Raw genomic sequence first — 19,485 nt, forward strand, 5'->3', positions numbered from 1 at the left:
ACCGGCCTATATGCAAAACCGGACGAAGGCATCACGCCGGCAGGCGCCATTTAAGATTTGAGAATCTCGTATAATCGCGATCCAGAGTGATCCATTCACAGCCGGACTCGATGGCCAGTGCCGCAAACCATGCGTCCGGCACCAAGTTGCCACGGGCGTCCGCTTGCATGCAAAGGCGTTTGAAAATCTCCCAGTGCCGCTCGCCCGGTTGAATGATCACACAATGAGATTGAGCAAGCAGGGTGTCACAGAACCGGAGCACCTCGTCCAGGCTGCTGGGTTGCACAAAGACCCTGGGGTGGGTCGTGATGCGGGTCACACCGCTCAGGACCTGGGGGGCCATACCGTAACGCGCGTCGCCGTTGACCACGCCGTCGAGCCAACTCCGGCAGGTCCCATGGTCGGAGGAATCCGCGCGGAAGGCGTGCACGAGAATGTTGACGTCGGGAAGGATCACGGCGCGTTCATGACCTCCTCCAGGTCACTGGACCGGTTCAGGTCAACTCCCGGGAGGACGCCGCCGGTGGCTTTGGATATAGGCAAACCAACCCGTTTGCGGCGGCTCGTTTTCGGTTTGACCAGGATGAACGCCAAGCCCTCTTCGACCAGCGATGTCAGGGTGCGCCCCTCATCTGCCGCACGTTTTTTAGCTTGTTTCAGGAGGTCGTCATTTATTCGTATGGTTGTTCTCATGCATCAAAACATATCATTAATGCATCAGTATGTCAAGCATCGGGTGATACGTCAGATAGACAATCCGACCATTGCGGCGCAGTAAAAAAGTAAAATACAGCACCATAGCAAGGGAATTGACCGATGTTAAAGCGATATTAAACTGGGAAAAAGAAACCATCCGGGTGACATCGGCAAATAAGGGCGGCCCGGCTTGGCGCGATGTTCCTATTCACAACGATTTTTTGCCGGAATTAAAAACCTGGTACGAGGATGACCAAAAAGCAAAAGGCCAATTTTAAAAATTGGCCTAAAGCATCAATTTTTTGTGGTAGGCACGAGTGGATTTGAACCACCGACTTCTACCGTGTCAAGGTAGCGCTCTCCCCCTGAGCTACGTGCCTGCAATTTGAAAAATCAGTTAACACCTCTTAGGGCGGGTGTCAAGAAAAATGCCTCAACCCGAAATTCTTATAACGATCCATGTTTTTGTAAGGTGTTGAGCATTCCTGCGACTAACCTTTGAGGTGCAATATTGAACCCGTTTGTTCGGTTCAAAGACCATAGAGGACTCCTGATGAGACATTGGATGTTTAACTGCAAAGAAGTATCAAGATTAGTGTCAGAATTATTGGATCGCAAACTGCCTCTTTATCAGCGGATGGGGATAAGGATACATCTTTTAATGTGTAAATTCTGCCGGCGATTCCAACAGCAGTTGATGCTTATAAGAGCAACCCTCCGCGCTGAATCGTTGTATGAAGATACAGAATCTTATTTATCTCTGCCGCCTGAGGCTCAAAAACGTATTAAGCGTTTTCTGCGCAACAACCTGGATAAACCATAGTAAATGGAGGCGATACGATGAAAACAAATATTCTTGCTATTCTGCTTAGCTTTAGTCTTTTTTGCTTAATGGCTGCGGAACCTGCCGCTGCCTTTGTTATTCGAAAAGGCGAAAAAGCGTATATTGAGGATCAAGACGGTGAACGCTGGGATGTTACCCAGGCCAAATCACTCGGGTTCAAGCCGGAACGGTTTCAGTACGGCATTGGCAGAAACGCGTTCACGCCTCTTGATGATTCGAGTTTAAGTGATGACAGCTCTGCGGTTCTCCGGAACCCCCGGGTTATCGGAATCACAGACGGCACCGAGGCAAGGGCCTATGCTATACCCAAGCTCAGATACCATGAGATTGCCAACACCCGGATAGGGACGAAAGCAGTTGCGGTAGGATATTGACCCCTTGCTGATCTGGCGGCTGTGTACAGCCGCGAAATAGACGGTCGACAGTTGACGCTGGTCCCTTCCGGCTGGACCTATAAGAGTACGTTTGTATTGTATGACAAAGAAACCGGAACGCTCTGGTACCCCTATGGAAAAGGGTTGATGGGTATTCAGGGAGAATATTTCAAAAGATGGCTCGCGAAAGTTCCATCGGAAGATACCAAGTGGAAGGACTGGAAAAAAAGACATCCTAATTCTCGCATATTGCATTAGGATAATATTATGGCTAAACTTGACAGATTGCCTGCAATGGTTAAGAATTCAGTATTTTTCACACTAATTGAGTGAAAGGATAAACTTAAAATGGAAACATATTACAAACCGGAAGACCTGCCGAAGTTTGAGGAAATCGGAAAAGAAGTACCGGAGCTGGCTAAAAAGTTTTTTGAGTATTACGATGCCGTGTTCGCCGAAGGCGAACTCACGGAAAGAGAGAAAGCGCTTATTGCCCTGGCCGTGGCGCATGCCGTACAGTGCCCCTATTGTATCGATGCCTTTACGCAGGCCTGTCTCGAAAAGGGCTCCAATACGGCCGAGATGACCGAAGCGATCCACGTTGTAACAGCCATACGCGGCGGTGCATCGCTTGTGCACGGCATTCAGATGCGCAATATTGCTGATAAGTTGTCCATGTAAAACATGCGGAGTAAGAATGTATAGCGAGCAAATATCGCATGAAGAGGTGAATGTTTTATCGCCGGAACCCATTACTTTAATGCCTTTCAGTCTGGCCCTCTCCCGTCACGGTCTTAAATTGAACCGGGCGAAAACCCATACCTTGCAGGTTAATGTGGGTTGCTTGTGCAACCAGACCTGCCGGCATTGCCACTTGAGTGCCGGTCCCGGTCGCAAGGAGAACATGGAATTGGGGATCATACACGAAGTGGTGTCCTATGCCCGGCGCAGCCGCTTTGAAACCGTAGACATCACCGGCGGAGCTCCGGAAATGAACCCCGGCATCGGTGCGCTGATTGAAGGCGTGTTCCCTCTGGCGGCCAGGATTATGCTGCGCTCGAATCTGTCGGTCTTAAATGACGGTAAAAGAGGTCAATTGCTGGAAATGTTGAAATCATACCGGGTTGTCATCGTGGCGTCTTTTCCGTCTCTAAATGAATTCCAGTTCGACTCACAGCGGGGCGACGGGATCTTTCAAATCAGTATTGCGGCCTTTAAAAAATTGAACGCCATGGGTTACGGGCACGACGGGTCCGGCTTGGAACTCAATCTGGTCTCCAACCCTACGGGGGCCTTTTTGCCCCCCTCGCAGGCCGAAACGGAAAGGAGGTTTCGTCAGATTCTAAAGAAAAAATGGGGCATTGTTTTCAACAACCTTTTTAATTTCGCCAATGTGCCCCTGGGAAGGTTCCGTCAGTGGCTTGTTAAGTCAGGCAACTTTACCGCCTATATGGAGAAACTCTCCTTCAGTTTCAATTCCTGTGCTGTTGAAGGTTTGATGTGCCGCAGCCTGGTCTCGGTGGCCTGGGACGGGTACCTTTACGATTGTGATTTTAATCTTGCCGGAGGGCTTTTCATGGGAGGGCGCAAAATTCATATATCTGAAATGCCGGGCCCTCCGGAGCCGGACAGCCATATCGCTACAGCGGATCACTGCTATACCTGCACCGCGGGCGCGGGATTTACCTGAGGCGGTTCCATCAATACCTGAGTTCAGGTATTACCGGTAGAATAGGATTTTTAAAAATGAATGGTGCGGAACTTTTTATCAAATGCCTGGAAAATGAAGGCGTTGAATATATATTTGGCATTCCCGGAGAGGAGAACCTCGTTTTTTTAGAAGCTTTGCGAAAATCTGATATTCAGCTGATCTTAACCCGCCATGAACAGGCTGCCGGGCGGATGTCATTATCAATATAGGTCATGATATGGTCGTCATCATTTTAAAAGATGATGCCTATGGAATGATTAAATGGAAACAGGGGGGCATGGATCTGCCTGATTTTGGGCTCGATTTCGGCAATCCCGATTTTGTAAAGTATGCCGAAAGTTACGGGGCCAAAGGACTGCGTATAACAAAAACCGGCCAAAGCTGCGTTGGAGTTCAGCGTATTCTGGTTCATGAAAATGTTTATGGAGATTTTGCTGATAAACTGGTTGTAGCCACCCGCGCATTGAAGATGGGCGATCCTAAAAATGAAGATACCTTTATCGGTCCCATGATTTCTGAGAATGAAGCTGTTCGCCTGGAGACCTGGATCAACAGTGCGCTACAGCGAGGGGCTAAACTACTTTGCGGCGGCAAACGCCAAGGGGCCATGCTGGAAGCTACTCTTCTTGAAAATGTGCCCAAGGACGAAAATATCTGTATTAAGGAAGCATTTGGTCCTGTTGCCGTGCTTTCGTCCTTTTCGTCTTTTGAGGCCGCGCTGGATGAGGTAAACGACAGCAATTTCGGATTACAAACCGGAATTTTTACCCGGGATATATATAAAGCACACAAGGCCTGGGATACACTGGAGGTGGGCGGCGTAATTATCGGGGATGTTCCATCCTGGCGCGCCGACCAGATGCCTTACGGGGGCGTAAAAGATAGTGGTATGGGGCGCGAGGGCATCCGTTTTGCCATGGAAGATTTAACTGAAATCCGCTTGATGGTAATAAGAAGTCTTCCCGTTTAGTTTTTTTCTTAAGGCGATAATCGTGGCGGCAAAAATTGAAATCATTACCACTTCCGATGCAGGGCGGCTGGCGGAAAAGGGGGCAGAATTATTGTACAATACCGCCAAAGAAGCCGTTGCCCGTAAGGACAGCTTTGCTGTAGCCGTTTCCGGGGGATCCACACCCAGGGCCATGCACCGGCTCTTATCTCAAGAACCTTATCTTGCGGACATGCCCTGGCAGAAAACGCATTTTTTCTGGGTAGACGAACGCATGCTGCCCTTTGATCATCCTGACAGCAATTACGGCGCGGCTCAAAAGGATCTTATGAGCATTATCCCGATACCTGCGGATCAAGTTTACCCTATGCCCGCAATGATGCGTTCTGAAGAGGGTGCCGATTTGTATCAGGCCAAACTCAAAACCTTTTTCCAAGATTTGGGAAGCCTTGATCCGGTCTTTGACCTGATAATTTTAGGGATTGGTACAGACGGACATACCGCCTCTTTGTTCCCCGGCCAGCCTTCAAGTCAGGAGCCGGATCGCTGGGTTCTGAGCGTGAAGGGGGGGCAGCCGGATGTTTTTCGACTTACCCTTACATATGCTGTTTTAAACAGAGCAAGGCACATCCTGTTTCTGGCTTCCGGCGGTGCCAAGGCCGCGGTAGTTAAAACCCTGATAGAAGATAGTCGTTCACAGTTGCCGGCTGCAAAAATTCAGGCTCTAAACGGGAAAATAACATGGCTTTTGGACCAGAAAGCAGCGTCTCTGCTAGTGGAAAAGAAAGGATAAGACCATGTCTAAGCATACTGCTCCTGGAAAACGAGGTCGAAATTTATCCGGAGAAAAGAGTTGTTGCTGCAGTCTCGGGAAGTTCCAGGCTGACGTGGATCATGCCCTGCTGCAAATCAAGGAAAACAACATCCTGAGTCGTATCTGGGCCCATGACCATACTGTCTGGAAGGATGATCCAACGGAAATCAGCAATCGGCTGGGCTGGCTCCACTGTCCGGAAAAAATGACTGATGCCGTAGATCAAATCACTGCTTTTGTTGATGAGGTTCGCCAGGCAGGCTATACCCACGCGTTGCTGCTGGGAATGGGCGGTTCCAGCCTGGCACCGGAAGTTCTGCGTTGCACCTTTGGAGTAAAAGACGGCTATTTGGATCTGGCCGTCTTGGACAGCACCGATCCCGGGGCGGTTCTGGAGAAAATGGAGGAGCTTAATGTATCTAAAACCCTTTATATTGTCTCCTCCAAATCAGGCGGCACGGTCGAAACAGCTTCATTCATGAAGTTTTTTTACAATGAGGCGCTGAAAAGTGTGGGCGCCGAGAAGGCCGGTGAACACTTTATAGCCATCACCGATCCCGGGAGTGCGCTTGAAGCCACCGCCCAAGAGTTGAAATTCAAAAAAGTTTTTTTAAATGATCCCAATATCGGGGGCCGCTATTCGGCCTTATCATACTTCGGGCTGGTGCCGGCCGCCCTTATCGGAATGGATCTTGTATTGATGCTTGAAAGGGCTGCTGTTATGGCTCAAAACGCGGCCGGCAGCAATTGTCCTGTCAGCGGTGATAATACCGCCGCCCGATTGGGCGCTGTAATGGGAGAGCTGGCCCTTGCCGGACGGGATAAGATAACACTGATAGCTGCCCCGCCCCTTTCTTATTTTGGGGCCTGGGTGGAGCAGTTGATTGCCGAAAGTACGGGCAAGGAGGGTAAAGGCATTGTACCGGTAAGCGGCGAGACCGTAAGCTTGCCGGACAAATACGGCCATGATCGTTTGTTTGTATACTTGCGCTTTAACGGTGACGACACCCACGATGCAAGCGTGCAGGCACTGAGGGATGACGGCCGGCCGGTGGTCCAATTGAATTTGCGCGATCAATATGATCTGTGCGGCGAGTTTTTTCGCTGGGAGATGGCCACCGCAATTGCGGGAATGTTCCTGGGGATTAACCCTTTTGATCAGCCCAATGTGGAATCCGCCAAGGTGCTGGCACGCAAAATGGTTGCGGCCTACCAGAAAGAGGGCAAGCTGCCCCGGTTGACGCCCGCTTTTCAATCAGAGGGAATCGCGGTTTATTCCGATTTTACCGCTGACAGTATCTCTGAAGTTTCACAAAAGTTTCTTTCTCGGGCCGAATTAGGCGAAAATGAGGCTGCCGGACGGAGCTATGCTGCGATTCAGGCCTATATCAAGCCGAGTCCGGAAACCGATGTACTGCTTCAAAAATTACAGATGAAAATTCAACAACAATATCGCCTGGCTGTTACGGTTGGATACGGTCCGCGCTTTTTGCACTCAACCGGGCAGCTCCATAAAGGAGATAGAGGCAACGGTTTGTTTATTCAACTCACCGCAGACCTGCAAAAAGATCTGCCTATTCCGGATCAGGCCGGAGGCAGCACCTCTTCCATTAGCTTTGGAGTTTTGAAAAACGCCCAAGCGTTTGGTGATCGCCAGGCATTGCTGGATGCCAAGCGCCAAGTGATTCGCTTTCACCTGGGCAGAGATATTTCCGGGGCTTTACAAAAACTAGTGGCAGCATTTTAGACTCGAAGCCCGCACCAGCCTGATTTCACCTAAACCTTGCATAGACAATCTTGATGGTTTCGTAAAAAGCAAAAATTTCCTTTTTACGAATTCATCATCCTTGGCACACCTCCTGGCAAAAACCCGCTCAAATTAGGTTAAACTATCCAAAGTTAAGGCTTGCATTTTGTATAAAAATATCTGAAAATAATGCTTATTAATACGAAAATATAGCATTTGTTTGAAAGGGAGTGTTATTGACCAATCAAGGTAACGGCGTCCTTAAGATCGAATCTTGCACTAATTAAAATTTGCAGGAGTCTTCAATGCTGATGGACAAAGATGTAAATTGCTCCAATTTCCGAGGATTGTTGAGCCACATGCGGAAGCATTTTGGTGATGATGGGGTTCGGCAGATTATCGATGGCTTGGTTGATAACGATAAGTATCTTGTAACAGATAAGGATAACCCTTCAAAGCTTGTAAGGCTTCAGGATTACCACTTAATTGATCCCGCCTACTGGGTCTCCAATGAATTCTCTCTGGCTCTGTTTGCCAAAGCTAAAAAAGCTGTTAATGGTTCCAATCACCTTATAAAAGCAGGCGAAAAAGCTGTTACCGAGCATTTGTCCAAGAGCGTCCTGTTTGCAAGCAGAGTGTTTAGCACTAAATTTATTTGCAGGCAGGCAACCAAACTCAATGCGCGTTTTAACCGGACTAAAGAAGTAAAGCTTACGGATTTGACAAGTAACTCCGCCAAATTCGAGCTCAACTACTATCCGAACTTTCGGATAACAAAAGATATCTGTAATTGGAACCTCGGGGTCTACACCGGTATAGCCAAAATGACCGCGGTCGAAGATGTAAAGTGCGAGGAGACCCAATGCGTTGTTGATGGTGCCGATCGATGTATTTTTCTGCTAACATGGAAAAAAGGACCAAGTTTTCTAAAACGCCTGCTCAGATGGATTTTAAAAACCATCTCCAAAGATTTGCTAGCTGATTATACAATTGCGGTCAAAGATAGAGATCAATTAATAGACAATCTTGCTAAATCAAATGAGAGATACCGTGCCCTAACCGACCAATCCTTAACCGGGATATTCATTCACCATAACGGAACAATTGTATATGTAAATGAATGCATGGCACAGATGCTGAACTATTCTCCTGAAGAAATCATAGGTAAAAAGTTTTGGGATTTTGCGCATCCTGAAGACCGCTCTATGGTTAAAGCACAAGAGACGTCAAGGTCCAAGGGAATAAATGATGCCAGGAATTATGAGTTCCGAGCCATACAGAGGAGCGGCGAACTGCTGTGGTTAGAAACTTTTGCTACAATTATCGATTACAATGGGCAAAAGGCTTGTATGGGAAATGTTATAGATTTAACATCCAAGAAGCAGGCTGAAGAGGCCTTGCGAGAGAGTGAGGAACTCTTCCGAACTATTTTTGAGGCTGCCGAAGATTGTGTCTTCATAAAGGATCACCAACTAAAATACACGCTTGTCAATCCCTATATGGCGCGCCTGTTTGACCTGCCCGTATCGCAAATTGTCGGTAAGACAGACAAGGAATTATTTACTGAAGAAGCTGGCATTCACTTAGGAAAGATGGATGCGCGGGTCCTTGCCGGAGAAATCTGTGAGAAGGAGTACAATACGCTGGTGAGGGGGGTGCCGACTACTTTCCACGTCGTCAAATTTCCGATACACAGCAAATCAGGGGATATAAAAGGGATTTGTGGAATATCCAGAAATGTTTCAGAAATAAAGAATTTAAAATCTCAACTGCAGCAGGCCCAAAAAATGGAAGCGATCGGAACGTTAGCCGGCGGTATCGCGCACGATTTCAACAATATCCTTGGAATAGTTCTTGGAAACGTTGAACTGGCAATGGATGGTTCTCAGGAATGGAGTCAGGTCCGGCTTCACCTGAAAGATATTCAGAAAGCCAGCCTTCGCGCTAAAGATATTGTATATCAACTCCTCAGCTTCGCCCGCAAGACAGAACAAAAACGGAATACAATGACAATTGCTCCTGTTGTCAAAGAATCCCTGAAGTTATTACGGGCCTCTGCCCCCTCCAGCATCGAAATTCGCCATAACATCCAGGAAGACGTTGATGCAATTCTTACCGATGCCACCCAAATCAATCAGGTGATATTAAATCTTGGCACCAATGCGGTCCATGCTATGCCAGATGGTGGAATTTTGAAATGCAGCCTAATGAATGCGGACCTTGATGAAGAAGCCGTATCTCGCCACCATGGTTTATCTCCAGGCCGTTACGTTAAATTGACTGTAAGTGATACGGGTCACGGTATTCCACCAGAAGTAATTAACCGGATTTTTGAGCCCTATTTTACTACAAAAGATGTGGGCAAAGGCACAGGAATGGGACTTTCAATGGTGCACGGTATCGTCGAGAACCATGGCGGCGTAATTTCAGTAGACAGCGAACCTGGAAGAGGGACTATTTTCAGCATACTTTTCCCGGCGATAGGAGTAGTAGGAGTAGAAAAGGTCGCAGAGTTTGAAAGAGTCGGGGCTCTTCCCAAGGGAGGAAATGAAAGGATTCTTTTTATTGACGATGAAGAATCCATAGTGGAAGTGGGAAAGCAGAGGTTGAAACGATTAGGATATCATGTTGTAACGAAAACAGATCCTGTTGAGACTTTGGAGCTGTTGCGATCAAAACCGGAACAATTCGATCTGGTTATAACTGATATGACCATGCCTCAGATTACAGGTGACAAGCTGATTAAAGAAATCCTGAAGATACGGCCAGACCTGCCTGTTATCCTCTGCACCGGATTCAGTGAAAAAATCGATGAAAAGAAAGCCAAGGCACTCGGTGCAAGTCAATACATTGAAAAACCGTTTGATCAATATACCCTTGCCATAACTGTTCGAAAAGTTTTGGATGGAGGTTAACGGAATGATTGAGTCTGATTATTTAAAAGGCAACATTAGTTTTTTAGAAAAATTGAAGAAGATCCCAACTCTTAGTACTTTTTCAGAGAAGGAACTCAAAGGGCTTCTGGAGCTTAGTAGGATAAGAAAATACGAACCTGGAGAGTTGATCCTTGAAGAGGGGTTTTTTGATTCCTGGATATATTTTCTCGTTTCCGGCGAAGTGAAGATAGTTAAACACGGGGAAGATGTAAGCACTCTTAAACGCGTAGGTGATATTTTTGGTGAAATGAGCATAATAGATGGTTCGCCAAGGTCGGCATCCGTATATGCCGTAGATAAAACTGTTTGTCTGGCAACAGATGCTTCCTATATTGATAGATTGTCCGACAATGACAGGATCGCCTTTTGCTATATCCTTTACCGAATATTCTCCGAGATTTTAGCTGAGCGTTTGAGGTCGACAACTGAGGAGTTGATTAAGGAAAAAGAAGAAAATAAAAAGCTAAGAAGTGCGAGTAAAAAAGTCTAATAAGCTTACAGTTAAAGGCTTGGAAAGCGCGAAGCGATTAATTTCTCCGAGGCGTAGGATCGTGCCTCTACGAGCCGGAGGCCTGAACGCTGAACCCGACTCGGCTGAGCTCGTCGCAGGCTGAACCTCCTAACCCAGACCGACCGGATGTCCATTTTTTTTGCAATCCCGCAGTATATAAAGGTCTACGGTCATTTTTATCTGATGAATGACGAGGTCTGTTACTAAAGCAAACGCTCGACTTCAGAAGTTAAACGCTTCATAATCTCTCCGGCTTTGCCCATGATAATATAGTCGCTGGTTTTTTGCGTCAAAGAGGTTTTTTCGAGATTGATTTCAATCACCGTTGCGCCGGCCTGTTTGGCAATTACAGGCATTAAGGCAGCCGGGTGAACCTCGGCTGATGTTCCGATGACCAGCATAATGGTGCAAGTGGAAGCAACCTGCTCGGAGCGCAGCAGATGATGGGGGGGGATTATTTCTCCGAAAAAAACGCAATCGGGCTTGTAAATTCCGCCGCAACTGCAGCGCGGAGGAATTTGTGATATATCCAATCTGACTGTTTCAAATCTTTCATCACAGTCCAAACAACGTTGCCACGCAAAATTTCCATGGAATTCGATAACATCTGTGTTTCCCGCTATCTGGTGGAGCCCGTCCACATTTTGGGTAATAATAGTTGTTACTATCCCCAGTTCTTCTAAGCGTGCCAGACTTTTGTGAGCGTCATTAGGCCCGGCATTGTCGAGAATTTCTTTCATTTCTTTAATGAAAAAATTCCATACTTTGGCCGGGTCTTTCATAAAGGCGTCGATATGGGCAAATTCCAGGGGGTCAATTTTTTCCCAGAGGCCCCCTGGCCCTCTGAATGGAGGAATGCCGCTCTCAACAGAGATTCCTGCGCCGGTCAGGGCAACGACATTTTTTGCGCCGGCAAGATCTTGGGCGGTTTTTTGAATAAGGTCATTCATTGCAGCTTCATGAAGGTTAATCAGGGACTTGGATTATAGCAGAAGATGGCCAGAGACGGTAATAATTACAAATTAAACGCCATATCGCTGGTTACGGCAAAACATTCAAAGTTGCTCCCCTTTGCAGCGATACTTTGCCTGCACGTCTCCACAATTTCATCCATTTCCTGGTCAGTCCGATCCTGGTTTAAATGGAACAGACCCAATTGGCCGACTCCGGCTTTAAGGGCCAGCTCAAGAGTCCTGGTAAATGTAGAGTGTCCCCATTCGATGTTGATTTTATACTCTTGGGGGGTGTATTCGGCATCGTGAATCAAAAGATCCGCCTCTTGGGAAAATTCCAAATAATCTTTAAATGTTAAACCGCCGGGATGGACGAAATCGAGTTCATTGTCGGTAAGAAAAACAAAGCATTTGCCTTCTTCAGTAAACTTGTATCCACTGCCGTTATTAGGATGGCTGATGCGGATCGGTTCTACGGTTACAGAACCGATTTCAAATGCTGCGGGGCATGCTTCCTGATATTCGATTTGGGCTTTTAGATCATCATATTTTACCGGAAAGTTCGGCGGGGACATGACTTTGGAAAGTATGGTTGCCACAAAATCGCTGTGAAACGGGCATCTGTGCATTAAAAGTTGGGACTGTGCAAAATAGAGTGGCTTGAAAAATGGAAACCCCATCAAATGATCCCAGTGGGCATGAGTGAAGATGAAATGATACTTAAAGTCTTTATTCTCAATCAACTGGTTGCCGAGCCTGCGGATTCCGGTTCCAGCATCGACGATAATGATATCGCCGCTTTTTGCCCTGATTTCAAGGCAGGTGGTATCGCCTCCGTATTTAAGATAATCCTTGCCTGAAACAGGAATGGAACCCCTAGATCCCCAACATTTGATGTACATGTTTAACCTTTCGCAATGATTAGCTACCTGATCCTACCGAGAAACGTATGCCAGATTCCGTCTGGGTCTCATTTTTTTATGATTTGGAAAGGATGCCGGGATAACCTGTAGGCAATATCTATGGCCTGGGTGTGCAAGAGCCCGGACAGAATAAACCACTCTTTATCAAAAAAACCTTGCGCATCTACCAATTGCTTCATAACATCATAGTGAATATTTGCTATCACAAGATCGCAAGGTGAGTCAATAAAATCCTCAGCAAGTCCTTGGATAACCAAAACTGTGTCCTGCATCCTGTTCAGGCGTACATTTTTCAAGGCAGTATTTACCGCCAGAAAATTCAGGTCAACAGCAAGGGTTTTGCTGCAACCCAGCCGGAATGCGGCCAGGGCCAGCAGCCGATATAATCGGGGCCGAATAATTGCTGATCCGGCGGAAGATAGTAAATGTAGAGGTCCTCGTAAGGGCTGGATGCATCCATTGCAGCGTTTACGCTCAATTAGGGAAGGATCTTGGCGAATATATCAAATGCTGCCTGTACAGCCGGATTATCATCTGGAATTTCTACAGTTGGACGTCCATTTAGATCATATTCGTAGACGGTGTCGTCCGCAGGGATCGTTCCGGCAAGTTCCAAATTTTCCTTGCTGATCATTTCCAAAACCATATCAGAAGGTTCTTCCCGGGTCTGGTTGATGACCAGGCAACTCTTTCCGACGCCGATGTTCAGACTTTTGGCAAGTTGTTCGATTCTGAAGGCGGCCTGAAGTCCCCGCCGAGAAGTGTCCGCTATAATGAGAAGAACATCAACATTTCTGGTGGTCAGCCGGCTGATATGCTCCATTCCGGCTTCATTATCAATGACGATATAAGGGTAATTACCGATAAGTTTATCCAGAAAGCCCGTCAAAAGGGTATTTGCAGCACAATAGCAGCCCGAGCCCTCCGGCTGCCCCATAACGACAAGGTCATAGCCGTCATGTTCCACAATGGCCTGTTGAAGTTTCATGTCCATAAAGACATCTTTGGTCATTCCGCTGGGAACTACCCCTTTTTTCATCTCCTCACGGGCATTTCCAAGCGTATCGAAAACTTCAAGGCCCAGAACCTCGTTTAAATTTGCATTGCTGTCGGCATCAACAGCCAGTACCGGCGACTTGCCCGTCTCTATCAGATACTTGATCAGCATACCCGCAACAGTGGTTTTTCCTGTGCCGCCTTTCCCGGCCAGTGCAATTGAAATCGGCATATTTCAAATTCCTTTCGTAAATAAAATCGTGTTACGATTTTATGAAACTCCCGCAAGTAACCTTGCGGGATCTTCATTACACTACGACCAGCATATCCAGCTTTTGTTGCTTGCGGGGAGCAGTGCGGTCAAATTAGTTCCTTTTTACAAAAACATCGATTTTAACCATGGCATTGTTGTACCAAATTGATACACAAAATAGAGCAGCACCGCCAGACAGTCAAGTCTCTTTTCCCCAGTTGAGCAAATCTCAAGGGGTGGTTGCGTGTGGCGCGCCTGCGCGGTACGCGTTTAGTGATGGACAGAATTGGCGCTTACAGGGCGGTAAATGCTAAAAACTGTGTAAGTATTTCAAACTTCTTGCAATATTTCTATGTTTATGCTAAATAAATAAAGATTTTTTCTAGGAAAGTTACCTGAAACTGAACAAGCCCTAGGCTTATAAAAATCTTTAAAGGAGTAACCGGATGGATTTCGAACTCTCAAAGTCGCAAAAAGAAATTCAGAAAGCCGCCAGGGATTTTGCCAAGGGTGAGTTTGATAAAGAACTTGCGCTTGAACTTGATAGAAAACACGAATTTCCGACAAAAATTTGGCAAAAAGCAGCCGACCTTGGGTTTATCTGCATACATTTTCCGGAGAAATACTCCGGGCAAGGGCTCGGGGTTCTGGAGAATATCCTTGTGGCCGAAGAGTTCTGCAGGAGAGATTCCTCTATCGGCAGTGCCTTGATACTGGCCAACTTTGCATCTGAATGCCTTTTGCATTTTGGCAGTGACGAGCTCAAAGAAAAATTTCTGCCGCCGGTAGCAGAAGGCCAAATGCTTTCCGCCGGGGCTTTTACAGAACCCGATCATGGCTCAGATATTACTTTCATGGATACAAGTGCGGAAAAAGATGGGGACCACTGGGTCATCAACGGTTCCAAAATATTCATTAGCAACGGCGAGCAGGCCGGCTTTTTTTGTGTTCTCTGCCAGACCGATCCTCACAGCAAACCGACTTACCGGGGCATCAGCATGATTCTGGTGGAGGCGGACCGCAAAGGGGTTGCAGCCACAGATGCCGGACAAAAGATGGGTATCCATATGATATCTACGTCGGAGATCGTTTTTAAAGATGTCCGTGTTCCGGCCTCGAGTCTGATTGGTGAAGAGGGGAAGGGCTTTTATCAGGTGCTGGAATTTTTTGATGAAAGCCGGATATTGATTGCCGCCCAGGCCCTTGGGATTGCTCAGGGAGCTTTTGATCGAGCGCTGGCATATGTCAAGCAAAGGGAACAGTTTGGCAAAAAGATTGCTCAGTTCCAGGTCACCCAGCATAAACTTGCTGATATGGCCACGAAAATCGAACTCGCCCGGCTCATCACCTATAAGGCCGCCTGGAACTTTGACCAGGATCGTATCGATCCCAAACTGACCTCTATGGCCAAGATGTATGCAGCCCGCACCGCTGTGGAAGTCGCCGACGAGGCCATACAGCTGCTGGGAGGATACGGATACATGGCCGAGTATGAAGTCGAGCGCTTCTACCGCGACGCCAAAATTACGGAAATCTACGAGGGCACCAAAGAGATTCAGAAGAATACCATTGCCGGTGTCATTATAGGCAAGCTAAATTAGTTAGTACCTGGCCTGGAAAGGTCAAGACTAAATAATGTTTGCCACTAAGGCACCAAGACACAAAGGATATGTTTATTTTACTTTTTTTGTGCCTTTGTGCCTTAGTGGCATTGAAAAAGTTTTGCCTAAAAATATAATTTTCTTCATTGTGTGAATAAAAGGAGGCTGTAATGTTTAATATTATTAAAAAGTCCCTGCTGACCGGCATCGGTCTGGCCTTGATTGCAAAGGATGAGGTCGAAGACCTGGCCAGGGAACTGGCCCAAAAAGGCAATATGTCTGAAAAAGAAGGGGGTAAGTTCATTAAGGATCTTCAGGAACGGTATGACGATACCCAAAAGAGACTCGAAGAAAAGGTTGAAAAGGTCGTTAAAGAATTTATGAAGCGGGCGGGTGTCGTCACCACCGATGAATTAAAAGGGCTGAAAAAGGAGATAAGGGATCTGAAAAAAGCTATTAGTGAGAGGCCCGAAACTTAAGGTTTTAAACCATATGCTTAGTATACGAAAAATCGGTATTATAGGCCGTACCTACCGCCATTTGAGCCGCTATCGCCAGATTCTGGCTATTCTTTTCAAGTATGGTTTTGGAGATCTGATCGAGCTTTTAAAGATCGAACAGTACATTGAAGTCGGCCTTCAATTGATTTCCAGCAAACGGCGCGATCGTATGGAAAAGTTGTCCAGGGCGCAAAGAGTCCGAATGGCTATTGAAGAGCTGGGGCCTACCTATATCAAGCTGGGGCAAGTACTTTCAACGCGCTCCGACCTGGTTCCGGTTCACTTCATAAAAGAGCTTGCCAAACTCCAGGATAACGTTCCGCCTTTCGATTTCAGCGAAGTCAGAGGGATCATCGAAGCTGAGTTTGGCGTCCCCCTGAAAGATCTTTTTGAATTTTTTGACGAGGCCTCCTTTGCTTCCGCATCCATCGGACAAGTGCACAGGGCCAGATTGGCTGACGGTGAAACCGTAGCGGTCAAGGTTCAACGTCCCGGCATAAAGAAGATTATAGAAGTAGATCTTGAGATTATGCTTCATCTGGCAACCTTGATGGAACGCAATATCGAGGAGATGTCGCTCTACCGTCCTGCGAAAATTGTTGAGGAATTCGCCAGGACGCTCGAAAAGGAAATCGATTATACCATTGAAGCGACAAGCATGGAGCGGTTTGGGCAGAATTTTTTAACCGATCCCAGCGTTTACGTTCCAAAGGTCTTCAGAGATACAAGTTCCCAACGGGTGCTTACAATGGAGTTTATGGAAGGTATCAAAATCTCCGACATTGACCGCATCGATAAGGCCGGATATGACCGGGAGATCATTACCGTTCGCGGGGCTGATTTTTTTTTGAAACAGGTATTTGAGCACGGTTTTTTCCATGCAGATCCTCATCCGGGGAATATTTTCGTCCTGCCGGAGAACGTGATTTGCTTGCTGGACTTCGGCATGACGGATTCTGTCGACCGGCAGACCAGGGAGGAATTTGTCGATCTTATCGACAGCGTGGTTCATAAGCATGAATCACGGGCGGCCCAGGCGCTCCTGAGGCTGACCAGCTGGGATCATGAACCGGATATTCGCCTTCTGGAAAAAGATGTGGCCGATTTCATGGGACAGCATCTTTACAAGCCCCTTAAGGATATTGAAATCGGCAAATTGCTCAACCGTTTGTTGGAACTGGTTTCCCGCCATCGCCTGCTAATCCCGCCGGGTATTTTCCTGATGATGAAAACGCTGACCACTGTTGAGGGCGTTGGTCTCATGCTCAATCCGGATTTCGATATGATAAGGCAAACCGCTCCATTTATCGAACAGGTAAAGTTAGCCAGATTCTATCCGGGCAGGATTGCCGGCGACATTATCAAGCTGGGATCTGATATGCTGGAATTTGTGCACCGGTTTCCCAAAGATCTGCTTGAGATCATGCGCCTGATCCGGCGGCAAAAACTGGCGGTGCAGATGGAGCACAAAGGTCTTGAGACCATGCTGGCAACCCATGACCAGATCAGCAACCGCATATCTTTTTCAATCATTATCGCCGCGCTGATCATCGGTTCGGCCCTGATCGTTATCTCTGCAATCCCGCCTTTGTTTTATGGAATATCTCTAATCGGAATTATCGGGTTTTTAGCCGCCGCCATCATGGGAATATGGCTGCTGGTAGCTATTTTAAGAAAAGGACGGTTGTAACCCTAATTGAGCAGTATATTGCAGTATATTACGGTTCGCCTGAGTCCAATACACAATTAGAATCTTTCAATATATACGCTTGCAAAAAGCGGGTTCTTAACAAATCAACATTATCGAGCAGTGCTATGGCAAAAGCGAAAACTACCCGGCGTAAAAAGAAAAAGAAGATGACCGGCAAACTGAGAATCGGTGATGACTGGAACGCCATCACGATTATTGCCCTGTCACAGACCAATCCTCTGAAGGCTGTTGCTGAATTTGTCGAGAACAGCATTGATGCGCAGGCGCATAATGTGACGATCGTACGAGGGAGAGAGGGCGGCCAGCCCTATCTTCGAATTGCCGACGACGGGGACGGCATTATGCGAGATGACCAGGGCGTTCCAGACTTCAAATTCGTGGCTACACATATTTGTGACTCGATAAAAAAACGACTGAAGGCCGAGGGAGCGGAAGGCATTCAAGGAGAGTTTGGAATCGGCCTGATGAGCTTCTGGATCGTGGGTGAAGAACTGTCGATCTCATCCGCAGGCGTTGACGGCAAAATGTACGAAATGCGTATGGCCAAGGGAAATCCCAGCTACCGAGTGTTGCAGAGAAGAACGCTCTTTCCGGAGAGAGGAACCGAATTGAAGATCAAACCACTATTGCCCGGTATTCGCCAATTGAGCGGAGAGAAGATCCAGTGGTTCCTTGCATCGGAACTGCGGGACCGGATCCGGAACTCCGGAGTCCAGATCCGGGTAATCGACCGCCAGGCGCGAAAAGAGTACAAGGTTGAGCCCCGTCAATTTACGGGAAGGCTCCTGCACCAACTGCCCGAGGCCAAGTGCGGTCACGGTGATATCTACCTCGAGCTCTATTTGGCCGAGCCTGAAACTGGAAACCGCGTCGGCCTCTATCGCGCGGGAACCCGCATACTGGAGAACGTCCTGGACTTTGAGGCCTTTCAGCATACACCCTGGAACACGGGTTATCTTCAGGGAATCGTGGACGCGCCGTTTCTACATTTGACTCCCGGGACGCGCAGCGCAATTATTTGCGACGATACCTTTGTCGATTTATGCCGTTCACTTGAACCGGTTGAAGAGGTCTTGAGCGGGATCATCGCTGCGCAGAAAAAAGCCGAAGAGGAACAGGCCAGCAAGCGCATTCTACGTTCCGTACAAAGAGCGCTGAGAGAAGCCTTGCTAAATCTTCCGGCAGAGGAGTACGATTGGTTCGACATTCATGCCGACATGCAAGGAGGAAGAGTTTCAAAGAAACGTAAAAAGCCGTCCGCACCTGCATTGCTGATAGGAAAAGAAGAAGCGTTGGGATCTGAGCAAGCAGATGATGAGCCTCAGAAGAAGTTTTTCGATTACGCCGGTCCTTTGCACAGCGTGCGGATTTCGCCGGCCTCCTGCGTTGTATCGGTAGGAAAATCAAAAAGCCTGCGCGCGTTGCCCCGCGATCGGTCGCACCGTCTTGTGGAAAAGGACTTGACGTTTTTGTGGCGGATTCTGGAGGGTGGAGGGCGCTTCGAAAACGGTGAAGGAGAAATTGCAGCTTTTATGGCCGCTTCCGATCCGGAACTGTGTCGTGTCGGCGTGACCGTCCGCCAAAAAGACATTGTATGCACCGCCGAGGCAATAATAACGGTAACGGACACCTTGATTCCCGAACCCAGGCAACCAGCGGGACCGCGCCAGGGACTACCCGGCTACACGTTCAAATACGAGCCCGGTAAGCTGTGGAGATCTCAGTACTCGGAAGAACAGAACGTAATCGTCATTAACAGCGGACACCGTGACTTCGTTTTTTCATCACGCAAAAAAGCACTGAAACTTCGCTACATTTGTAGGCTCTTTGCCAAGGAACTCGTCTTTAAAAACTTCCGCGGATACCCGCCCGACCAGCTCCTCGAACGCATGATTGAGCTTTTGCTTTACACCGAGGAGAACCTAAAGTAAAGCCTCGGCTTCGACATGGTAATTAGACGCGCCTG

At 47.6% G+C, this 19,485-nt stretch carries 22 protein-coding genes and 1 tRNA gene; 15 read left to right on the forward strand and 8 right to left on the reverse strand.

Features of this window, described 5'->3' with window-relative positions; all coding sequences use genetic code 11:
- Positions 1-31: 31 nt before the first annotated feature.
- The 3 genes from V3S16_RS06775 to V3S16_RS06785 form a co-directional block, all read right to left on the reverse strand.
- Positions 32-457: a type II toxin-antitoxin system VapC family toxin gene (locus tag V3S16_RS06775; protein ID WP_413883914.1), complete on the reverse strand. Its 426-nt coding sequence runs from the start codon at positions 455-457 to the stop codon at positions 32-34.
- Positions 454-693: a type II toxin-antitoxin system VapB family antitoxin gene (locus V3S16_RS06780; protein WP_413883915.1), complete on the reverse strand. Its 240-nt coding sequence runs from the start codon at positions 691-693 to the stop codon at positions 454-456. Before V3S16_RS06780 ends, V3S16_RS06775 begins: the two co-directional genes overlap by 4 nt.
- A gap of 308 nt (positions 694-1,001) precedes the next feature.
- Positions 1,002-1,076: transfer RNA gene (locus V3S16_RS06785), tRNA-Val, on the reverse strand.
- Positions 1,077-1,261: 185 nt separating this feature from the next.
- On the opposite strand from V3S16_RS06785, the gene V3S16_RS06790 reads away from it, so the two are divergent.
- From V3S16_RS06790 to V3S16_RS06840, 11 genes are all read left to right on the forward strand, one after another.
- Positions 1,262-1,519 carry a zf-HC2 domain-containing protein gene (locus V3S16_RS06790; RefSeq protein WP_413883916.1) on the forward strand — a complete coding sequence of 86 codons (258 nt, stop codon included), beginning with the start codon at positions 1,262-1,264 and terminating at the stop codon, positions 1,517-1,519.
- A 17-nt stretch (positions 1,520-1,536) separates the two neighbouring features.
- The gene (locus tag V3S16_RS06795) at positions 1,537-1,914 is read left to right on the forward strand and encodes a hypothetical protein (protein WP_413883917.1); all 378 of its coding nucleotides are present in this window, start codon (positions 1,537-1,539) and stop codon (positions 1,912-1,914) included.
- A gap of 12 nt (positions 1,915-1,926) precedes the next feature.
- A complete protein-coding gene (locus V3S16_RS06800) occupies positions 1,927-2,172 on the forward strand; it encodes a DUF3179 domain-containing (seleno)protein (protein WP_413883934.1) in 246 nt (81 codons plus the stop codon).
- 90 nt (positions 2,173-2,262) lie between these two features.
- Positions 2,263-2,595 (forward strand): arsenosugar biosynthesis-associated peroxidase-like protein, encoded by a 333-nt coding sequence (locus V3S16_RS06805; protein ID WP_413883918.1) that lies wholly within the window; start codon positions 2,263-2,265, stop codon positions 2,593-2,595.
- Positions 2,596-2,611: 16 nt separating this feature from the next.
- Positions 2,612-3,604 (forward strand): arsenosugar biosynthesis radical SAM (seleno)protein ArsS, encoded by a 993-nt coding sequence (gene arsS / locus V3S16_RS06810; protein WP_413883919.1) that lies wholly within the window; start codon positions 2,612-2,614, stop codon positions 3,602-3,604.
- A 56-nt stretch (positions 3,605-3,660) separates the two neighbouring features.
- Positions 3,661-3,834: a thiamine pyrophosphate-binding protein gene (locus tag V3S16_RS06815; protein WP_413883920.1), complete on the forward strand. Its 174-nt coding sequence runs from the start codon at positions 3,661-3,663 to the stop codon at positions 3,832-3,834.
- Positions 3,835-3,842: 8 nt separating this feature from the next.
- Positions 3,843-4,595, forward strand: a complete 753-nt coding sequence (locus V3S16_RS06820) for an aldehyde dehydrogenase family protein (RefSeq protein ID WP_413883921.1) — start codon at positions 3,843-3,845, stop codon at positions 4,593-4,595.
- Positions 4,596-4,617: 22 nt separating this feature from the next.
- Positions 4,618-5,367, forward strand: coding sequence for a 6-phosphogluconolactonase (gene pgl, locus V3S16_RS06825; protein ID WP_413883922.1), 750 nt, complete (start codon positions 4,618-4,620; stop codon positions 5,365-5,367).
- Positions 5,368-5,371: 4 nt separating this feature from the next.
- Positions 5,372-7,135: a hypothetical protein gene (locus tag V3S16_RS06830; RefSeq protein WP_413883923.1), complete on the forward strand. Its 1,764-nt coding sequence runs from the start codon at positions 5,372-5,374 to the stop codon at positions 7,133-7,135.
- A gap of 305 nt (positions 7,136-7,440) precedes the next feature.
- The gene (locus V3S16_RS06835; protein WP_413883924.1) at positions 7,441-10,050 is read left to right on the forward strand and encodes a PAS domain S-box protein; all 2,610 of its coding nucleotides are present in this window, start codon (positions 7,441-7,443) and stop codon (positions 10,048-10,050) included.
- A gap of 4 nt (positions 10,051-10,054) precedes the next feature.
- On the forward strand, positions 10,055-10,561 hold the full coding sequence (locus V3S16_RS06840; RefSeq protein ID WP_413883925.1) for a Crp/Fnr family transcriptional regulator: 507 nt from the start codon (positions 10,055-10,057) through the stop codon (positions 10,559-10,561).
- A 224-nt stretch (positions 10,562-10,785) separates the two neighbouring features.
- Here V3S16_RS06840 and V3S16_RS06845 read toward each other — a convergent pair whose 3' ends face one another.
- From V3S16_RS06845 to V3S16_RS06865, 5 genes are all read right to left on the reverse strand, one after another.
- A complete protein-coding gene (locus tag V3S16_RS06845; RefSeq protein ID WP_413883926.1) occupies positions 10,786-11,532 on the reverse strand; it encodes an NAD-dependent protein deacylase in 747 nt (248 codons plus the stop codon).
- 65 nt (positions 11,533-11,597) lie between these two features.
- Entirely contained in the window at positions 11,598-12,437 is an 840-nt protein-coding gene (locus V3S16_RS06850) for an MBL fold metallo-hydrolase (protein WP_413883927.1), read from the reverse strand.
- Between the two features lie 68 nt (positions 12,438-12,505).
- Positions 12,506-12,835, reverse strand: coding sequence for a 50S ribosomal protein L11 methyltransferase (locus V3S16_RS06855; RefSeq protein ID WP_413883935.1), 330 nt, complete (start codon positions 12,833-12,835; stop codon positions 12,506-12,508).
- Complete coding sequence (locus V3S16_RS06860) at positions 12,778-12,936, reverse strand: hypothetical protein (RefSeq protein ID WP_413883928.1); 159 nt, start codon at positions 12,934-12,936, stop codon at positions 12,778-12,780. The genes V3S16_RS06855 and V3S16_RS06860 overlap by 58 nt, the downstream gene beginning before the upstream one ends.
- The gene (locus V3S16_RS06865) at positions 12,937-13,686 is read right to left on the reverse strand and encodes an AAA family ATPase (protein ID WP_413883929.1); all 750 of its coding nucleotides are present in this window, start codon (positions 13,684-13,686) and stop codon (positions 12,937-12,939) included.
- A gap of 467 nt (positions 13,687-14,153) precedes the next feature.
- Between V3S16_RS06865 and V3S16_RS06870 the strand changes: the two genes are divergently transcribed.
- From V3S16_RS06870 to V3S16_RS06885, 4 genes are all read left to right on the forward strand, one after another.
- Positions 14,154-15,308, forward strand: a complete 1,155-nt coding sequence (locus tag V3S16_RS06870) for an acyl-CoA dehydrogenase family protein (RefSeq protein WP_413883930.1) — start codon at positions 14,154-14,156, stop codon at positions 15,306-15,308.
- A gap of 170 nt (positions 15,309-15,478) precedes the next feature.
- Positions 15,479-15,787, forward strand: a complete 309-nt coding sequence (locus tag V3S16_RS06875) for a phasin family protein (RefSeq protein WP_413883931.1) — start codon at positions 15,479-15,481, stop codon at positions 15,785-15,787.
- A gap of 13 nt (positions 15,788-15,800) precedes the next feature.
- Positions 15,801-17,498, forward strand: a complete 1,698-nt coding sequence (locus V3S16_RS06880; RefSeq protein ID WP_413883932.1) for an ABC1 kinase family protein — start codon at positions 15,801-15,803, stop codon at positions 17,496-17,498.
- 125 nt (positions 17,499-17,623) lie between these two features.
- Positions 17,624-19,450 (forward strand): ATP-binding protein, encoded by a 1,827-nt coding sequence (locus V3S16_RS06885; protein WP_413883933.1) that lies wholly within the window; start codon positions 17,624-17,626, stop codon positions 19,448-19,450.
- The last annotated feature ends 35 nt before the right edge of the window (positions 19,451-19,485 follow it).

The sequence above is a fragment of the Candidatus Desulfatibia sp. genome (assembly GCF_036446775.1).
Taxonomy (GTDB): domain Bacteria; phylum Desulfobacterota; class Desulfobacteria; order Desulfobacterales; family UBA11574; genus Desulfatibia_A.

Coding starts and splice junctions, on each gene's coding strand:
- V3S16_RS06780 (WP_413883915.1), bottom strand. CDS start 693: ATGAGAACAACCATACGAATAAATGACGACCTCCTGAAACAAGCTAAA.
- V3S16_RS06790 (WP_413883916.1), top strand. CDS start 1,262: ATGTTTAACTGCAAAGAAGTATCAAGATTAGTGTCAGAATTATTGGAT.
- V3S16_RS06795 (WP_413883917.1), top strand. CDS start 1,537: ATGAAAACAAATATTCTTGCTATTCTGCTTAGCTTTAGTCTTTTTTGC.
- V3S16_RS06805 (WP_413883918.1), top strand. CDS start 2,263: ATGGAAACATATTACAAACCGGAAGACCTGCCGAAGTTTGAGGAAATC.
- arsS (WP_413883919.1), top strand. CDS start 2,612: ATGTATAGCGAGCAAATATCGCATGAAGAGGTGAATGTTTTATCGCCG.
- V3S16_RS06815 (WP_413883920.1), top strand. CDS start 3,661: ATGAATGGTGCGGAACTTTTTATCAAATGCCTGGAAAATGAAGGCGTT.
- V3S16_RS06820 (WP_413883921.1), top strand. CDS start 3,843: ATGGTCGTCATCATTTTAAAAGATGATGCCTATGGAATGATTAAATGG.
- V3S16_RS06830 (WP_413883923.1), top strand. CDS start 5,372: ATGTCTAAGCATACTGCTCCTGGAAAACGAGGTCGAAATTTATCCGGA.
- V3S16_RS06835 (WP_413883924.1), top strand. CDS start 7,441: ATGCTGATGGACAAAGATGTAAATTGCTCCAATTTCCGAGGATTGTTG.
- V3S16_RS06840 (WP_413883925.1), top strand. CDS start 10,055: ATGATTGAGTCTGATTATTTAAAAGGCAACATTAGTTTTTTAGAAAAA.
- V3S16_RS06845 (WP_413883926.1), bottom strand. CDS start 11,532: ATGAATGACCTTATTCAAAAAACCGCCCAAGATCTTGCCGGCGCAAAA.
- V3S16_RS06850 (WP_413883927.1), bottom strand. CDS start 12,437: ATGTACATCAAATGTTGGGGATCTAGGGGTTCCATTCCTGTTTCAGGC.
- V3S16_RS06865 (WP_413883929.1), bottom strand. CDS start 13,686: ATGCCGATTTCAATTGCACTGGCCGGGAAAGGCGGCACAGGAAAAACC.
- V3S16_RS06870 (WP_413883930.1), top strand. CDS start 14,154: ATGGATTTCGAACTCTCAAAGTCGCAAAAAGAAATTCAGAAAGCCGCC.
- V3S16_RS06875 (WP_413883931.1), top strand. CDS start 15,479: ATGTTTAATATTATTAAAAAGTCCCTGCTGACCGGCATCGGTCTGGCC.
- V3S16_RS06880 (WP_413883932.1), top strand. CDS start 15,801: ATGCTTAGTATACGAAAAATCGGTATTATAGGCCGTACCTACCGCCAT.
- V3S16_RS06885 (WP_413883933.1), top strand. CDS start 17,624: ATGGCAAAAGCGAAAACTACCCGGCGTAAAAAGAAAAAGAAGATGACC.